This is a genomic window from Sphingomonas bacterium, assembly GCF_903642285.1.
Classification (GTDB): domain Bacteria; phylum Pseudomonadota; class Alphaproteobacteria; order Sphingomonadales; family Sphingomonadaceae; genus Sphingomonas.
Genome location: NZ_CAHJWJ010000004.1, coordinates 16444 through 31896 on the forward strand (window position 1 = coordinate 16444; position 15453 = coordinate 31896).

The 15453-nt window shown below is 66.2% G+C and carries 17 protein-coding genes and 1 riboswitch; of the genes, 9 read left to right on the forward strand and 8 right to left on the reverse strand.

Annotated features, from left to right (window positions below):
- Positions 1-12: 12 nt before the first annotated feature.
- A complete protein-coding gene (locus tag HUU99_RS03115) occupies positions 13-1971 on the reverse strand; it encodes a TonB-dependent receptor plug domain-containing protein (protein WP_174285120.1) in 1959 nt (652 codons plus the stop codon).
- Positions 1972-2106: 135 nt separating this feature from the next.
- Positions 2107-2312, reverse strand: a riboswitch (cobalamin riboswitch).
- Between the two features lie 25 nt (positions 2313-2337).
- Between HUU99_RS03115 and cobU the strand changes: the two genes are divergently transcribed.
- The 3 genes from cobU to HUU99_RS03130 are packed head-to-tail and all read left to right on the forward strand — an operon-like array spanning position 2338 to position 3943.
- Positions 2338-2841 (forward strand): bifunctional adenosylcobinamide kinase/adenosylcobinamide-phosphate guanylyltransferase, encoded by a 504-nt coding sequence (cobU, locus tag HUU99_RS03120; RefSeq protein ID WP_174285121.1) that lies wholly within the window; start codon positions 2338-2340, stop codon positions 2839-2841.
- A gap of 2 nt (positions 2842-2843) precedes the next feature.
- A complete protein-coding gene (bluB, locus tag HUU99_RS03125) occupies positions 2844-3476 on the forward strand; it encodes a 5,6-dimethylbenzimidazole synthase (protein ID WP_174285230.1) in 633 nt (210 codons plus the stop codon).
- Entirely contained in the window at positions 3473-3943 is a 471-nt protein-coding gene (locus HUU99_RS03130) for a vgr related protein (protein ID WP_174285122.1), read from the forward strand. The genes bluB and HUU99_RS03130 overlap by 4 nt, the downstream gene beginning before the upstream one ends.
- A gap of 129 nt (positions 3944-4072) precedes the next feature.
- Here HUU99_RS03130 and HUU99_RS03135 read toward each other — a convergent pair whose 3' ends face one another.
- The gene (locus HUU99_RS03135) at positions 4073-5299 is read right to left on the reverse strand and encodes a threonine synthase (RefSeq protein ID WP_174285123.1); all 1227 of its coding nucleotides are present in this window, start codon (positions 5297-5299) and stop codon (positions 4073-4075) included.
- A 78-nt stretch (positions 5300-5377) separates the two neighbouring features.
- Between HUU99_RS03135 and HUU99_RS03140 the strand changes: the two genes are divergently transcribed.
- Positions 5378-5662 (forward strand): BrnT family toxin, encoded by a 285-nt coding sequence (locus HUU99_RS03140; protein WP_174285124.1) that lies wholly within the window; start codon positions 5378-5380, stop codon positions 5660-5662.
- Positions 5613-5864 carry a BrnA antitoxin family protein gene (locus tag HUU99_RS03145; RefSeq protein ID WP_174285125.1) on the forward strand — a complete coding sequence of 84 codons (252 nt, stop codon included), beginning with the start codon at positions 5613-5615 and terminating at the stop codon, positions 5862-5864. Before HUU99_RS03140 ends, HUU99_RS03145 begins: the two co-directional genes overlap by 50 nt.
- Before the next feature lies 1 nt (position 5865).
- Here HUU99_RS03145 and grpE read toward each other — a convergent pair whose 3' ends face one another.
- The 3 genes from grpE to HUU99_RS03160 are packed head-to-tail and all read right to left on the reverse strand — an operon-like array spanning position 5866 to position 8117.
- The gene (gene grpE, locus HUU99_RS03150; RefSeq protein WP_174285126.1) at positions 5866-6393 is read right to left on the reverse strand and encodes a nucleotide exchange factor GrpE; all 528 of its coding nucleotides are present in this window, start codon (positions 6391-6393) and stop codon (positions 5866-5868) included.
- 25 nt (positions 6394-6418) lie between these two features.
- Positions 6419-7462, reverse strand: a complete 1044-nt coding sequence (gene hrcA, locus HUU99_RS03155) for a heat-inducible transcriptional repressor HrcA (protein ID WP_174285127.1) — start codon at positions 7460-7462, stop codon at positions 6419-6421.
- Positions 7463-7493: 31 nt separating this feature from the next.
- The gene (locus tag HUU99_RS03160; protein ID WP_217430756.1) at positions 7494-8117 is read right to left on the reverse strand and encodes a hypothetical protein; all 624 of its coding nucleotides are present in this window, start codon (positions 8115-8117) and stop codon (positions 7494-7496) included.
- Here HUU99_RS03160 and rph point away from each other — a divergent pair.
- Entirely contained in the window at positions 8077-8790 is a 714-nt protein-coding gene (gene rph / locus HUU99_RS03165; protein ID WP_174285129.1) for a ribonuclease PH, read from the forward strand. The genes HUU99_RS03160 and rph overlap by 41 nt on opposite strands.
- Positions 8787-9422: an RdgB/HAM1 family non-canonical purine NTP pyrophosphatase gene (gene rdgB, locus HUU99_RS03170; RefSeq protein ID WP_174285130.1), complete on the forward strand. Its 636-nt coding sequence runs from the start codon at positions 8787-8789 to the stop codon at positions 9420-9422. Before rph ends, rdgB begins: the two co-directional genes overlap by 4 nt.
- A 65-nt stretch (positions 9423-9487) precedes the next feature.
- Here rdgB and HUU99_RS03175 read toward each other — a convergent pair whose 3' ends face one another.
- Together HUU99_RS03175 and HUU99_RS03180 are read right to left on the reverse strand one after the other, a co-directional pair.
- Positions 9488-9955 (reverse strand): hypothetical protein, encoded by a 468-nt coding sequence (locus HUU99_RS03175; RefSeq protein WP_174285131.1) that lies wholly within the window; start codon positions 9953-9955, stop codon positions 9488-9490.
- Between the two features lie 342 nt (positions 9956-10297).
- Positions 10298-11203 (reverse strand): tyrosine recombinase XerC, encoded by a 906-nt coding sequence (locus HUU99_RS03180; RefSeq protein ID WP_174285132.1) that lies wholly within the window; start codon positions 11201-11203, stop codon positions 10298-10300.
- Between the two features lie 180 nt (positions 11204-11383).
- On the opposite strand from HUU99_RS03180, the gene HUU99_RS03185 reads away from it, so the two are divergent.
- Together HUU99_RS03185 and HUU99_RS03190 are read left to right on the forward strand one after the other, a co-directional pair.
- Positions 11384-13552: a primosomal protein N' gene (locus HUU99_RS03185; RefSeq protein ID WP_174285133.1), complete on the forward strand. Its 2169-nt coding sequence runs from the start codon at positions 11384-11386 to the stop codon at positions 13550-13552.
- 53 nt (positions 13553-13605) lie between these two features.
- Positions 13606-15165, forward strand: a complete 1560-nt coding sequence (locus HUU99_RS03190; RefSeq protein WP_174285134.1) for a hypothetical protein — start codon at positions 13606-13608, stop codon at positions 15163-15165.
- A 32-nt stretch (positions 15166-15197) separates the two neighbouring features.
- Here the strand turns inward: HUU99_RS03190 and HUU99_RS03195 are convergent, their stop codons facing one another.
- Entirely contained in the window at positions 15198-15452 is a 255-nt protein-coding gene (locus HUU99_RS03195; RefSeq protein WP_174285135.1) for an ATP synthase F1 subunit epsilon, read from the reverse strand.
- Position 15453: the final 1 nt, after the last annotated feature.

Below are 15453 nucleotides of genomic sequence, written 5' to 3' on the forward strand. Positions count from 1 at the left end.
CGGCGGGGATAATCAATAGCGGAGCCGGACGCCGCCATAGGCCGCCCGGCCCGGCACGCCATATTGGTAGATCGTCTGGTAGATTTCGTTGAACAGATTATCGACGCGGCCATAGACCGCGATGTTGCGCGTGACGGGAAACGAGGCGCGCACGCCCGCGAGCACATAGCCCTTCAACCGCTGGCTGTTCGACGCATTGTTGTAGCTGTCGCCGATATCGCTGACGGTCGCGCCCGTCTCCAGCCCGAACGACCAGCGATAATCGGCGTTGACCGTCACGCTCTGGCTCGGCCGCAGCGCCAGACGCTTGCCGAAACCGGTCCCCGGCGTACGGTTCTCCGCGTCCAGATAGGTATAGCTGCCGACCAGCGTGAACGCCGGGGTCGGCTTGACCGTCAGCGCGACCTCCAGCCCCTGCGACAATGCCTTTGCGACATTGTCGTAGGTACCGAACCGCCGGTTGACGCAGATGCCGGTCAGCGGCGCGGTGCAGGAGACGAAATTGATGAGGTTGTCCGAATTCCGATGGAACCACGTCGCGCTCGCCTCGACCGCGCCCTCCAGCGCGTGCTGCGTCACCCCTGCGTCCCAGCCATGCGAGCGTTCGGGTGCCAACAGCGCGTTGCCGTACTCGCTTTGCAGCTGGAACAATGTCGGTGCCTTAAAGCCTTCGGAATAGCTGCCACGGAACACCGTCGATCCGCCATTGGGCGAATAGACGCCGCTGCCCGAGAAGGTCGTCGCGTCGCCGGACGCGTTGGGGCCACTCTGGGTGATGCTGTCATGCCGCACCCCACCGGTCAGGCTCAGTCCGGTCATCGGCGTCGCGACCAGCTGACCATAGACGCTGAACGTCCGCGACCGGCCCGGGGTGTTGCCGGTGTAGACATCGGCAAAACCATAGCTCGCGGTACGGAGCCTCGTCACTTCGCGTTCGGCACCGAAGGTCGATTGCAGCACCGATCCGAGATCGACATTCCCCTGATATTCCAGGCGGTCGGCGCTGCCATTGGCGTCGAACGTCTCGGTCGGGCTGCTGTCGGGATCGAAGTCCCGCCGTTTCGTGTCGGTGTGCGCGTAACCGAAGCGATTGCGGAAATGCCCGTCGAACAGCCCCGCATTCAGCCCCGCATAGCCCACGATCTGCTTCGCCAGTTCATATTGGCGCGTATCGCCGAAGACGTAGTTCGGCGGCGGGAAACCGTCGAAGTCGGTGCGCCCGTTCGAATAGAAGCCGCGCAGGTCGACCGACAGATCCTTCGCCAGCGCGATGTTCACGCTGCCGTTCGCGCCGAAATCGCGGTAGCCGTCGCGCTCCTTGCCCGCGAAATACGCGGAGTTGCCGTCGGTCCGGTAATAGCCCGCCCCGAAGCTCGCCGATACCGGACCGATCTTGTCGGAGATGTTGGCGAAGCCCTGGCCGGTATCGTGCCAGCCGCCCTCGGCGCGCGCGTTGATCTCCAGATGGTCGCTCGGCTGGCGGGTGATGATATTGACGACGCCGCCGATCGCTTGGTTGCCCCACAGCACCGACTGTGCGCCGCGCAGCACCTCGATCCGCGCGATGTTGCCGATCAGCAGCGTTCCGAAATTGAACCCGCCCCCCGGTGACGCCGGATCGTTGAGCTTCACCCCGTCGATCAGCGCCACCGTCTGGTCGGTCTCGGCACCGCGGATGCTGAGCGATGTGACAGTGCCGACCCCGCCGTTGCGCGCGACGGTGACGCCAGGGGTCTGCAGCAACAGATCGGATACCGTCGTCGCCTGGCGCGTCTCGATGGTCGCAGTGTCGAGCACCGTCACCGACTGGCCGACATGATCGACCGGTGTCACGGTACGGTTGGCGGTGACCACGATGTCGATGCCCGCCTGGGCGGCCTGTTCGAGACCGGCGGTGGACTGGGCGGATTGGGCAAGCGCCGGTGCGGTGCAGGACAGCAGCGGCAGCAGGATCAGGCAAATGGTCTTCACGGATATCCCCTTCACGATGGACGGGGACATGCGCGACGCAAGCGCCGGAAGGATCATCCCCCCGTCGCACACGGCCCCAAGGCACGTCGTCACGCGAGGAAGAACCTCGATCGCCCGGAACACCCCGTCCGCGCGAAGGACAAACAGCGACAGGCAGGTCTCCTGGCTTCCGGGTCGACACCTCGTCCTGCCTTCCCGAACCCGAAGGTTCAGTGGCGCGAATGGGCGAGGCTCGCCGGTTACAGTTGCGGGCACAGCCCCGGATTACACCGGCCTTTCGGCCGGGGCTTCCGGGTTCCCTTTTCATTCCATCTCTGGAAACCTGTCGCGGTTGCGCCTTTAAGCCGCATCGGCGATGGGGGCAAGATGGCAACGACGACCCTGTTCCTCGGCGGTGCCCGGTCGGGCAAGAGCCGGCTGGCGCAGGCGGCGGCGGAGGCGCTGCCGGGACCACTGGTCCATATTGCGACCGCGACCGCGGGCGACGCCGAGATGGCGGAACGGATCGCGCGCCACCAAGGCGACCGCGGACCGCGCTGGCGAACGGTGGAGACACCGATCGCGCTGGCGGATGCGATTGCGGAGGCCGCGCCCGCGATCATGCTGGTCGATTGCCTGACGCTGTGGCTGTCGAACCTGATGCTCGGCCGGTCGGATATCGACGCCGCGACCGCGACGCTGCTTGCTGCGATCCGTGCTGCGCAACATCCGCTGTTCCTCGTCAGCAACGAGGTCGGGCTCGGGATCGTCCCCGACACGCCGCTCGGGCGTGCGTTCCGCGACGCGGCGGGGCGGCTGAACCAGCAGGTCGCCGCGGCGGTCGACCGGGTCGAGTTCGTCGCCGCAGGGTTGTCGCTGCGGCTGAAATGACGATGCTCGCGCCCAGCTTCGACCCGGGGTTTCGCGACGATCTCGACCGGCTGTTTCGCTGGCGGCGCGACGTTCGCCATTTCCTGCCCCGCGCGCTGCCCGAGGGGGCGCTCGACTCGTTGCTCGACACCGCCAATCGTGCGCCGTCGGTCGGTCTTAGTCAGCCCTGGCGCTTCGTGCTCGTCGATGCGCCGCCTGCGCGCGCCGCGATTCAGGCGGAATTCCTGCGCTGCAACGCCGACGCGCTGGCGGCGCAATCGGAGGACCGCGCCGCCAACTACGCACGGCTGAAACTCGCCGCGCTCCATGAGGCACCGTGCCAGATCGCGGTGTTCGTCGATCCCGATCCGGTGCAGGGGCACGGCCTCGGCCGGCTGACCATGCCCGAGACGATCGGCTATTCCGCGGTCATGGCGATCCATACGCTATGGCTCGCCGCCTGCGCCGCGGGGCTCGGGCTCGGCTGGGTATCGATTCTCGACCCCGACCGCGTGCGTGCCGCGCTCGACGTGTCACGGGATTGGCGGCTGGTCGGCTATCTGTGCCTCGGCTATCCCGCGATGGACGCCGACACGCCGGAGCTGGAGCGCGAAGGCTGGGACCATCGCCGCCCGCCCGCGATCGTGCAGCGATGACCCCGCCGGGCGGCGCGCGAGGGCTGACCGGGGGCGAACGCTCGCTGGCCGGGTCGATCTACCGCGAGGCGATCGACCTCGACCGCGTCGAAATCCGCCGTCGACGCTGGTGGCCCTTCCAACCGCGCGACATTGTGATGGCACCGACCGGGCACATCCATCTCCACCCGCAAAGCGCCGGCTGGAGCGAGGATTTCAGCCGCGAGGAGGGGCACGGCCTGCAGGGGCTGTTCGTCCACGAACTCTGCCATGTCTGGCAACACCAACGCGGCCTGTTCCTGCCGCTGCGCCGCCATCCCTTTTGCCGCTACACCTACAGCTTCCGTCCGGGCATGCCGCTGACGGGTTACGGGATCGAGCAGCAGGCGGAGATCGTCCGGCACGCGTTTTTGCTGCGCGAGGGGGTGGCGGTCGTAGGGGCACCGGACTTGGCACGGTATGAGGGACTACTGGCAGTCTTCGGCTAATCCCACCCCCGCGAAGGCCGGGGCCCAGTTGCGACGAAGAAGTTGGAGAGCGACGTCCTCTCCTTTACAACCTTCGCAACTGGACCCCGGCCTTCGCCGGGGTGACATGGTTTTGCCGAGGTGATGCGTTCACAACGCCCCGAAATCGATCGGCCCGTCCTTGTCGAGCGCATTGTCCGCCGGCGGCATCGGGTATTTCAGCCCCGTCGCGCAGTTGAACAGGACCACGCGCTCGTCCTCGTCCACTTCGCCCGTCCGCAGCGCCTCCCGGTACGCCGCCAGCGTCGCGCCGCCCTCCGGACACAATAGCAGCCCGTCCTTGCGCGCGCAGTCATCGACCGCGCGCAGGATCGCCGGATCGCCGACCCCGAGCGCCTTCCCGCCCGATTGGCGCACCGCGCGCAGGATCAGGAAATCGCCGACCGCCTTCGGCACGCGGATGCCCGCCGCAACGGTCGAGGCGTCCTCCCAGCGGTCGGCATGTTCGACGCCCTCCTCGAACGCGCGGACGATCGGCGCGCAGCCGCTCGCCTGCACCGCATACATCCGCGGCCGCTCGGACCCGATCCAGCCAAGCGCCTCCAGCTCGGCGAACGCCTTCCACATCCCGATCAGCCCGGTGCCGCCGCCGGTCGGATAGAAGATCGCATCGGGCAGTTTCCAGCCGAACTGCGCGGCCAGTTCGAGCCCCATCGTCTTCTTGCCCTCGATCCGGTACGGCTCCTTCAGCGTCGAGAAGTCGAACCAGCGCCCTTCCGCCGCGCCCTTCCCGACGATCGCGCCGCAATCGTCGATCAACCCGTCGACCCGCCACACCCGCGCACCCTGCGCGGCGATCTCGCGCACGTTGATCTCGGGCGTGTCGTCGGGGCACAGCACGATCGTCTCGATCCCGACCCGAGTCGCATAGGCGGCCAGCGCCGCACCCGCATTGCCGTTGGTCGGCATCGCGATCCGCGTGACGCCCAGCTCCTTGGCCATCGCCACCGCCATGACGAGCCCGCGCGCCTTGAAGCTGCCGGTCGGCAACCGCCCTTCGTCCTTGACGAGCACGTTCGGCGATCCGGCGCTTTTGGGGATCGGGATCAGCGGCGTCTCGATCTCGCCCAGGCTGACGATATTGGCGGTATCGCGCACCGGCAACAGCTCGCGCCAGCGCCACAGATCGGTCGGCCGCGCGGCCAGCATGCCCTTGGGCAGGTTGGCGCGCACCGCGTCCAGATCGTAGCGCACCAGCAACGGCCTGCCCGCCCGCGACAGCCCGTGGAGCCGGTCCGCCTCGTACCGTTCGCCGGTCAGCGAGCATTCGAGGTGCGTGACGAAGGTCGGGCGATCGGCGGTGAGGTTGGGGTTCATCACGACATCATAGCGGCACGCCGTCTTTCGCGTCGAGCCGGTACTTGCATAGACCACTGATCGTAGCTACGATATGACATGGACATCGCGTTTGATCCCGCCAAGGATGCGATCAATCGTGAGAAGCACGGGGTGTCGCTGGGGTTCGGCGAACGGGTCTTTGACGATCCCGGATCGGTTGTCGTTCCGACCATTCGCTTCGACGACGGAGAACGGCGTGACAAGGCGATCGGACTCGTCGGCAACAGGTTGTGGACGGCGGTTTTTGTCCGACGTGGAACGACGATACGGTTTATTTCCGTGAGGAAAAGCAATGAGACGGAAATTAGAGGATATCATCGCTATTCCGGCCGATCCGGATGACCCCGAGGATGGCGACGTCACCGAAGCGGCGCTGCGGCAGGCGCTGATCGAGCGCGACCGTCGTGTCCGGGGTCTTCAGCTAGCCCCGACCAAGCAGCAAGTGACGTTGCGGCTCGATCAGGACGTGCTCGCCAAATTCCGTGGCACGGGCCCGGGCTGGCAGGCCCGGATCAACGCGATCCTGAAAGCGGCAAGCGTTTAGGTCACCCCGCCTTCGCCACTCCGACCATCGCGGGCCGCAGCAGGCGATCCTTGATCATGTACCCGCCTTGCATTTCCTGCACGATCGTCCCCGGCGCGGCGTCGCTGGGCACCTCCAGCATCGCCTGGTGCTTGTTGGGATCAAGCGTCTCGCCGAGCGCCGTGATCCGCGTGATCCCGTTGCGCTGAAAGATCGAGGTCAGCTCGCGACCCGTCGCGTCCAACCCGGCGACGAGCCCCTTGAACTTCGCGTCCTCGCGCAAGTCCGTCGGGATCGCCGACAATGCACGCTCCAGGTTGTCCGCGACCGACAATATGTCGCGCGCGAAACCGGTGGTGGCATAGGCGCGTGCGTCCTGCGTCTCCTTCTCCGCGCGGCGGCGGACATTCTGCACTTCGGCCTGCGCGTACAGGACGTTCTGCTTCGCCTCGGCGAGCTGGTTCTCCAGCTCGCCGACGCGGTCGTGCTCGGCCACTTCTGGCGCGGTATCTGCGGTTTCTTCGCGCAGGTTCTCGTCGTTTTCGGTCATGCAAATCCCTGTAAGTTTCGGACGCTCAGCCCATCAGCCGGGCGAGCGTCGCTGCGGTGAAATCCACCATGGGCACGACGCGCGCATAGTTCAACCGCGTGGGGCCGATCACCCCGACCACGCCGACCACGCGTCCGCCCGCCCCGCGAAACGGTCGGGCGATGACCGACGATCCCGACAGCGCGAACATTTCGTTTTCCGCGCCGATGAAGATCCGCGTCGCATCCCCGGCGCGCGCCGAATCGAGCAATGCCGCGATCTCCTGCTTGCCGTCGAGATCGTCGAGCAAGTCGCGCACCCGTTCCAGATCGGCCGCGGCGGCGGCATCGATCAGCCGCCCCTGCCCGCGCACGATCAGCACCGGTCGCCGCGCACCGTCCTCGCTCCACACCGCAAGTCCGCGCTCGACCAGCGTCCGCGCCGCGCCGTCCAGCGCCGCATGCCCGTCGGCCAGTTCGCGATCGACCCGCAACCGCGCTTCCGCCAGCGTCAGCCCGCCGAGCGTCGCGGACATGTAGTTGCCGGCCTCGACCAGCGCGGACGAGGTCATGCCGCCCGGGAGCGCGATGACCCGGTTCTCGACCGACCCGTCCTCGCTCACCAGCACCGCCATCGCCTGATCCGCCGACAGCGGCACGAACCCGATCGAGCGCAACTTCACCTCGCGCTTGGGCACCATGACCAGCCCCGCGCAGGCGGACAGCCCGGACAGCGCCGCGGTCGTCGCCGCCAGCGCCTCCTCGACCGGACCGCCGCCACCCGCACGCGATTCGATCGCCGCCCGTTCCTGCGCGGACGGCTCCAGCGCCTGCATCATCCCGTCGACGAACAGCCGCAGCCCGCGGTCGGTCGGCAACCGACCCGCGCTGGTATGCGGCGAAGCGATCAGCCCCGCCTCCTCCAGTTGCTGCATCACCCCGCGGATCGATGCCGGCGAAAGGCTGAGGCCGGACAATTGCGCGATCGTCTTCGACCCCACCGGCGATCCGTTGGCCACATAGCTGTCCACCACCACGCGAAAGATATCGCGCGCGCGTTCGGTCAGTTCGGCGACGGGGGGTGGGGCCATGGATACGATCTAGGCCCGATGATGCCGCGGCTCAATGCGGCCCTATCCGATCCACGATCGGAAGAAGGGCAGGAGCGGAGGCAAGGGCAGCAAATATCCGGGCGTGGCCGGGAAACAGACATCCTCCGTTAAGAACGAAGTGCGCTGGACGATAGGCGTTGGAACTCCAGCGAATATCGATCGTGTCTCCGTCGGACACGCTTGACCGACAAATAGAGCCGTCGGCTAAGCGCACATCGTCATGCCGGCGGTAAGGTTTGAGGCGCCTGCGAAAAGCGCGAGCCTGATCGGCGGTCGCTTGAAAAGTCGACTCTTTCCGACCGCTTTCATTTGTGATCAGAACGGTGCCCTGGTCACTCGTGTCGAGCGTCAGGGTGAACGGCGTACAACCTCTGAACGAGTAGCTCGGGCAAAGACCGCCTGGATGAAAATCGTAGGTGATCGTTTCGTTCGGCTTTACGCTCGCCGTCGCAAAGGCCGCTGCGCCAGCTAAGAGCAGCATCGATCCGACGCATATATCTCGCTTGCGCATCTGCACGCCTCCCCGACGCTGGGAGACTGGCGAATTCTGACTGTCGCGTCTAGAGCCACGGCCAATCACAGGAGACTCTTCAATGCGCCCCAGCGGCCGCTCGCCCGACCAGATGCGTGCCATCAGCATCGAACCGCGCTTCACCCGCCATGCCGAGGGATCGGTGCTCATCGGCTTCGGCGATACCAAGGTCCTCGTGACCGCGAGCATCGAGGAGCGTGTGCCGCCGTTCCTGCGCGGCAAGGGCCAGGGTTGGGTGACCGCGGAATACGGCATGCTGCCTCGTGCTACGCACACCCGCGGCAATCGCGAGGCGGCGAAGGGGAAGCAGTCGGGGCGGACGCAGGAGATCCAGCGGCTGATCGGACGGTCGCTGCGTGCCGTGGTCGATATGCAGGCGCTCGGCGAGCGGCAGATCACGCTCGATTGCGACGTGATCCAGGCCGATGGCGGAACGCGTACCGCCTCGATCTCGGGTGCCTGGGTCGCGCTGCGGCTCGCGGTCGACGGGTTGCTGAAAGGCGGCAAGCTGTCGACCGATCCGATCAAGCAGAAGGTCGCCGCGATATCGTGCGGCATCTATCAGGGCACGCCGGTGCTGGACCTCGACTATGACGAGGATTCGAACGCGGATGCGGACGGCAATTTCGTCCTGCTGGAAAACGGCAACATCGCCGAGGCGCAGGCGACCGCCGAGCATGCGACCTATGACGAAGAAGCGCTGCTCCGCCTGCTCCGGCTCGCCCGGATCGGCTGCATGGACATCTTCGCCGCACAGGGGGCAGCGGTCGCGTGAGCGGGGGCGGCGATGCCCGGCAGGCGATCCGCAAGCTCGCCCCGGGCCGGCTGGTGATCGCCAGCCACAACAAGGGCAAGGTCCGCGAACTGACCGCGCTCCTCGCCCCCTACGGCGTCGAACCCGTTTCCGCCGCCGATCTGGACCTGCCCGAACCGGTCGAGACGGGCACGACCTTCTTCGCCAATGCCGAGCTGAAGGCGCGCTCTGCCGCCGACCTGTCGGGCCTCCCTTCGCTGGCGGACGACAGCGGATTGTGCGTCGATGCGCTGAACGGCGATCCGGGCGTCTACACCGCGGACTGGGCGGAGGCGCCGAGCGGCCGCGACTGGGCTCTCGCCATGCGCAAGGTGGAGGATGCCTTGCAGGCGAAGGGTCCCGGCACGGCGCGCGACGCGCATTTCGTCTGCGTCCTCGCGCTCGCCTGGCCCGACGGTCATGTCGAATGGTTCGAAGGTCGCGCGGAAGGATCGCTCACCTGGCCGCCGCGCGGGACGGTGGGCTTCGGCTATGATCCGGTGTTCGTGCCCCACGGCCGGAGCGAGACGTACGCGGAACTGGACCCCGAGGAGAAGCACGCGATCAGCCACCGCGCGGACGCGTTCGCGCAGCTGGTCGCGGCGGTGTTTTGAAAAGTGGAAGGGTGTCGACATTCGTGGTGACCAACTTGCACCTCACGTCAAGACAGGATGATCAGCTATTTCGCTTTATCGTTCGGGTCATCGGATGGATCCGGTTCGCCAAATATCTTCCGCAATCCGGCAATCGCCATATTTGTTTCGACATAGATGACTGGGGTTGGTGAATTGATCGATTCACCAGGTTTGACGAACCTTACATAGACAACGGCATTTGAGTCGATCTTTTGTCCATAAGTGTAATATGACCAGAACTTCTGACGAATGATTGCAAAACGCGAAAATCCGGCCCGCTCCGCCTCGATAGCCGCCTTGTACAATACCACCGTCGGGGCAATAGTGGGATATTTTCGCCCCACCGTTACGCTGATTTTGACAGTCCCGTCAGCTTGATGGGACGCAACGGCACTCATATCTTTTTTGTGAGACGCCAGGATCGGATCATTTTCCTTTTCCGCCGATCCCACCGAGGGGAGTGTCCAAAGCAGGAAAGTCAGCGATATTACCTTTATCATTCTGTTCAGCATAATTTGCCTGCTTCCCCGTTCGACTTTGCACATCCGATTTGTACCTAAGCAATCAGGGTCGATACTATCCCTGCGCATCGCGAACGAGGCGGACAGTCTGATTGTAGACTTTTCTCCATGTCAGTGGCAACTTGCGCGACCGCTCGCCTGCCCGCAAATACGGTCGCAAAAACCGCTGTCCTACACGGCGACATTTCGCTTTGCTCGTCACCATGCCCGCTCTCCGCCTCCTTGCCGCCGCAACGCGCCTGCCCGGCATAATGCGGGAAGTGTTTCCGGCGCTGACGTGGCGTGTGGTTCGTCCACTTCCGATCCCCCGACTCGGCAAATCGGACGCGCCGATCACGGGTATCGCGCCCGCGGGTGCGCGTTCCGGTAGACGTCCAGCAGATGCGCGGCATCGACCCCCGTATAGACCTGGGTCGACGACAGGCTCGCATGACCGAGCAGTTCCTGCAGCGCCCGCAGGTCCGCACCGCGGCCGAGCAGATGGGTCGCGAAGCTGTGGCGCAGCGCGTGCGGGGTCGTCCGATCGCCAAGACCCAGCCGTCCCCGCGCCGCCTGCACGGACTTGCGCACCACACCCGCCGACAGCGGGCCGCCCTTCGCACCGCGGAACAACGGCGCGTCGCGCGCGCCCGGCCAGGGCGAGACCGCGGCATAGGCGTCGATCGCATCGCGGACCTGCGGCAATAACGGCACGATCCGGGTCTTCGCGCGCTTGCCCGTCACCGCCAGCGTCGCACCGAGCGGCAGGATGCCGGCGGGCAGCGCCACCGCCTCCCCGATGCGCAGGCCGGCACCATATAGCAGCATCAGGATCGCCCAGTCGCGCGCGCCGATCCACGGTTCGGCCGCGTCGTCGGCTACGTCGGTCGCCAGCGCGATGACATCGGCAGGCGCTATCGGACGCGGCACCCCCTTCTTGACGCGCGGGCCGCGCGTGCGTGGGGCCGAGGCCGCGGGATTGGCCCAGGCGAGAAAGCCACGCACCGCGGACAATTCGCGCGCAGCGGCGGCATTGCCCAGCCCGTCGCCGCGCCGTTTCGCGAGGAACGACCGCAGATCGATCGTCGTCACCCGCGCCAGCACGCTGCGGTCGATCGGTTGCCCCCAGTGATCGTTCAGGAACGCGACGAGCCGCGCGGCGGTCGCGGCATAGGCGCGCACGGTATGGACCGATCGACGGCGATCGTTCTGCAGATGCAGCGCCCAGGCTGCGGCAAGCGTAATGGGCGGCTCGGTCATCGCACGCGATCCTGCCGCCGGGGACGCCGTGGGGGAAGGAAAATCGACTGCGACCGGCTGTACACGGTCATATCCGCGGGTCGCCGATCGCAGTGGGCCGGCGCGTTACCGGGCGGCATGACGTCGTCACGATCGTCGAACCGGGTTCACGCGGTGCGCGCCGGGCCCCATATACATGCAATGTCCCGCGTGCGCGTTCTCGTCCTCAATTCGGCGCTCGGCCCGCTCGATTACCGCGTTCCCGCCGGCATGCAGGTCGAACCCGGTTCGATCGTCGTCGCACCGCTCGGCCCCAGACAATTGCTTGGGGTGGTGTGGGAGGCCGAGCATCTGCCCGCCGACTCCGAAGTCGGCGACAACCGATTGCGCCCGCTGCTCGGCGTTGCGGATGCGCCACCGCTGGGTGCGCCCTTGCGCCGGTTGATCGAATGGACCGCCGCTTATTATCTCGCCGCGCCCGCCGCCGTGGTCCGGATGGCGCTCGCCTCCACGTCCGCCCTGGAAGGGTCGCGCACCGCGACCGAATATCGTGCGACGAATGCGCCACCGCCGCGCCTGACCCCGCAGCGAACGCAGGCGCTGGAGCGGATCGCCGATCGACAGGGGCTGATCCGCGAACTCGCCGGGATCGCCGACGTATCGGACGGCGTGATTCGCGGCCTCGTCAAAGCCGGCGCGATCGAGGCGGTATCGGTCGACATCGACAGCCCCTTCCCGTTGCCCGACCCCGATCATGCGCCACCGATCCTGAGCGCGGACCAGACCGCCGCCGCGACCGCGCTTGCCGACGCCGTCACCGCGCACCGCTTCGCCCCGACATTGCTCGACGGCGTCACGGGATCGGGCAAGACCGAGGTGTATTTCGAAGCGGTCGCGGCGGCGATCCGGGCGGGTCGACAGACTTTGGTCCTGCTGCCCGAGATCGCACTGACCGAACCGTTTCTGAAGCGTTTCCACGACCGGTTCGGCTGCGAACCCGTCGCCTGGCATTCGGGGCTTCGCTCCACCCAGCGCCGCCGCGCCTGGCGGGCGATCGCCGGCGGGGAGGCGCTGGTGACCGTCGGCGCGCGATCGGCGCTGTTCCTGCCCTACAGGCGGCTCGGCCTGATCGTCGTGGACGAAGCGCACGAAACGAGCTTCAAGCAGGAGGAAGGCGTCCATTATCACGCCCGCGACGTCGCGGTGATGCGCGGGATGTTCGAACATTGCCCGGTCATCCTCGCGTCCGCGACGCCGGCGATCGAAACGCGCCAGCAGGTCGCACTCGGCCGCTATGCGGAGGTCAAACTGCCCGGCCGCTACGGCGCGGCGGAAATGCCGTCGATCGCCGCGATCGACCTGATCCGCGAACCGCCCGAACGCGGCCGGTGGCTTTCCGCGCGGCTGGTGAAGGCGATGGCGGAGACGCTGGCGCGCGGCGAACAGTCGCTGCTGTTCCTCAACCGCCGGGGCTATGCCCCGCTGACCTTGTGCCGGACCTGCGGCCACCGTTTCCAATGCCCGAACTGCACCGCCTGGATGGTCGAACACCGGCTGACAGGGCGGCTCACCTGCCATCATTGCGGCCATGTCGAGCCGGTCCCGCGGCTTTGTCCCGAATGTCGGAACGAGGATACGCTGGTCGCCTGCGGCCCGGGCGTGGAGCGGATCGCGGACGAGGTCGCCGCGCTTTTCCCCGCCGCCCGGACCACGGTCGTGACATCGGACACGATCTGGTCCCCGGCTCGCGCGGCCGAGTTCGTCGGGCGGATGGAGGCGGGGGCGATCGACATCGTCGTCGGCACCCAGTTGGTGACGAAGGGCTATCATTTTCCCAACCTCACGCTGGTCGGCGTCGTCGATGCCGACCTGGGCCTGGAGGGCGGCGATCTCCGCGCGGCAGAGCGTACCTTCCAGCAGATTCGTCAGGTCTCGGGAAGGGCCGGTCGCGGGGACAAGCCCGGTCACGTCCTGATCCAGACGCACAGCCCCACCGCCCGGGTGATGCAGGCGCTGATCACCGGCGATGCGGACGCCTTCTACGCCGCGGAAACCGAGGCACGACGCGATGCCAGCGCGCCCCCGTTCGGTCGCTATGCCGCGATTATCGTGTCATCCGAAGACCAGGCCGCAGCACAGGAAACCGCGCGCGCGGTCGCACGCGCTGCGCCGACCGTGGACGGCATGCAGGTCTACGGCCCTGCCCCCGCCCCGCTGGCGATGCTACGCGGCCGCCACCGCTTCCGCCTGCTCGTCCATGCCCGGCGGGCGCTGGACGTGCAGGACATCATCCGCGATTGGCTGGCTGGGCTTGCATGGTCGGCAAAGGTGCGGGTGACGGTGGATGTGGACCCCTATAGTTTCCTATGATGGTTGAACGCACGATCGTCGCTGGCTAGCCTTTGGTATGAGGAAGAATATTCATGGTTCGTAAGATAACTGCCGCGGCGGCCGCGTTATTGCTGTCCACATCCGCCAGTGCTTCCTGGCAGCGCGCGACGTCGCGGCATTTCATCGTCTATTCCGACGACACACCGGGGCATGTCGAGGCCTTCACGGTCAAGCTCGAGAAATTCGACAAGGCGATGCGCGTCTGGCACGTCGCACCCGAGGACAAGCGTGGCGACAGCGCGCGTGTCACCGTGTTCGTCGTCAGCGACATCGCGGCGATCCAGAAGCTGGCGGGCCGGGCGGACGTTGCCGGCTTCTACCAGCCCCGCGCTGGCGACTCGGTCGCTTTCACGCCACGCAGTTCGGGCGACGGGGCGGATCACGGCTTCACGTCGCAGGCCATCCTGTTCCACGAATATACGCACCACTGGATGCTGACCAACGACGCATGGTCGGACGCCGCGTTCCCGCCATGGTTCGTCGAGGGCTTTGCCGAATTGCATGCCACCGCGATCATACGGAACGGCGACGTCATCTTCGGCGCGACTCCGACCTATCGCGGCTACACCGTCGGGAATATGAATTTGTTGCCAGCCACGCAGTTGCTGCTGCCCAATCCGGGCCATCTCAGCGGCGAACAGCGGGATGCGCTATATAGCCGCGGATGGCTGCTCGCCGACTATCTGATCTTCAACAAGGATCGGCTCGGGCAATTCGCCGCCTATGTGACGGCGATCAATTCGGGCAAATCCCCCAGGGAGGCCAACGCGCTCCTCGGCAACCCGAATGCGCTGGATTTCAAGCTGAACGCCTATGGCAAGCAGTCCGTCCTGCCATCCGCGCTGATCCCGGCGAAGGACCTGACAATCGGCAAGGTCAGCGTTCAGCCGCTCTCAGCGGCGGAGGCGGCAATCATGCCGGCCTTTATCCTGTCGAAGCGCGGCGTAACATCCAAAGCTGCACCGGGCGTTGCGGCAATCGCGCGCCGGGTCGCGGCATCCTATCCGGACGACGCGTTCGTAGAGAACGAGGTGGCGGAAGCCGAGTTCGACGTCTGTTCGACCGATCCGACATCAGACGCGGCATGTTACGTGCGCACCGAGGCGGCTACTGATCGGGCGCTCGCGACAGACCCCAAGTCGATCCACGCGCTCGTCTACCGGGGCATGGCGCAAGCCGCGGCGGCAAAGAAGAATAAGATCGTCGATCCGGCCAAATGGTCCGCGATCCGCCAATGGTTTCTCGCGGCGAACAAGATCGATTCGGAGGCACCGCAGCCGCTCATCGATTTCTACGAAAGCTATGCCGCCGCCGGTCAGACGCCGACGAAGAATGCCGAGGGTGCGATGCTCTATGCTTATGCGCTCGCGCCCTACGACGCATCGGTACGAATCAAGGCGGCGCGCGTGCTGCTGGTGCAGGACAAGGCCGCCCAGGCGAAGGTCGCATTGGGCCCCGTGGCCTATAACCTTGACGAGCCCGGCCAGGCCGACCGTGCGCAGAAAATCCTAGCGGTCCTGGACAAGGACGGCAGCAAAGCCGCACTCATGGAAATGGATAAGAAGCCCGAAGACAAGGACAAGAAAGGCTGATCTCCCCGCAAGGCAGAACGCGCAGGATGCCGTCAGTCAGCATGCTCCGCCAGTACGGTAAGGCCGCGGTCGTCGATCTCGGCAAAACCGCCGCGGATCGTTATCATTTCCGGCTCCGATTTCTCCGACCGGAATATCAATAGCGCACCGTCGCGAACCGTCGACATGATGGGGGCGTGGCCCTCCAGTACCCCGAAATCGCCTTCGGTGCCCGGTACGGTGACCATATGGACCGCTTCCGAGCGCACGAGGCGCTCGGGGGTTACCAGTTCGAAGTGAAGTGGCATT

What these genes read in the sequence shown, in the direction of transcription:
- HUU99_RS03145 (WP_174285125.1), top strand. Translation starts at nt 5,613, where the DNA reads ATGAGACGGAAATTAGAGGATATCATCGCTATTCCGGCCGATCCGGAT.
- HUU99_RS03135 (WP_174285123.1), bottom strand. Translation starts at nt 5,299, where the DNA reads ATGAACCCCAACCTCACCGCCGATCGCCCGACCTTCGTCACGCACCTC.
- rph (WP_174285129.1), top strand. Translation starts at nt 8,077, where the DNA reads ATGCGCCCCAGCGGCCGCTCGCCCGACCAGATGCGTGCCATCAGCATC.
- HUU99_RS03130 (WP_174285122.1), top strand. Translation starts at nt 3,473, where the DNA reads ATGACCCCGCCGGGCGGCGCGCGAGGGCTGACCGGGGGCGAACGCTCG.
- HUU99_RS03175 (WP_174285131.1), bottom strand. Translation starts at nt 9,955, where the DNA reads ATGCTGAACAGAATGATAAAGGTAATATCGCTGACTTTCCTGCTTTGG.
- HUU99_RS03190 (WP_174285134.1), top strand. Translation starts at nt 13,606, where the DNA reads ATGGTTCGTAAGATAACTGCCGCGGCGGCCGCGTTATTGCTGTCCACA.
- HUU99_RS03140 (WP_174285124.1), top strand. Translation starts at nt 5,378, where the DNA reads ATGGACATCGCGTTTGATCCCGCCAAGGATGCGATCAATCGTGAGAAG.
- cobU (WP_174285121.1), top strand. Translation starts at nt 2,338, where the DNA reads ATGGCAACGACGACCCTGTTCCTCGGCGGTGCCCGGTCGGGCAAGAGC.
- bluB (WP_174285230.1), top strand. Translation starts at nt 2,844, where the DNA reads ATGCTCGCGCCCAGCTTCGACCCGGGGTTTCGCGACGATCTCGACCGG.
- HUU99_RS03195 (WP_174285135.1), bottom strand. Translation starts at nt 15,452, where the DNA reads ATGCCACTTCACTTCGAACTGGTAACCCCCGAGCGCCTCGTGCGCTCG.
- HUU99_RS03185 (WP_174285133.1), top strand. Translation starts at nt 11,384, where the DNA reads ATGTCCCGCGTGCGCGTTCTCGTCCTCAATTCGGCGCTCGGCCCGCTC.
- hrcA (WP_174285127.1), bottom strand. Translation starts at nt 7,462, where the DNA reads ATGGCCCCACCCCCCGTCGCCGAACTGACCGAACGCGCGCGCGATATC.
- HUU99_RS03160 (WP_217430756.1), bottom strand. Translation starts at nt 8,117, where the DNA reads ATGGCACGCATCTGGTCGGGCGAGCGGCCGCTGGGGCGCATTGAAGAG.
- grpE (WP_174285126.1), bottom strand. Translation starts at nt 6,393, where the DNA reads ATGACCGAAAACGACGAGAACCTGCGCGAAGAAACCGCAGATACCGCG.
- HUU99_RS03180 (WP_174285132.1), bottom strand. Translation starts at nt 11,203, where the DNA reads ATGACCGAGCCGCCCATTACGCTTGCCGCAGCCTGGGCGCTGCATCTG.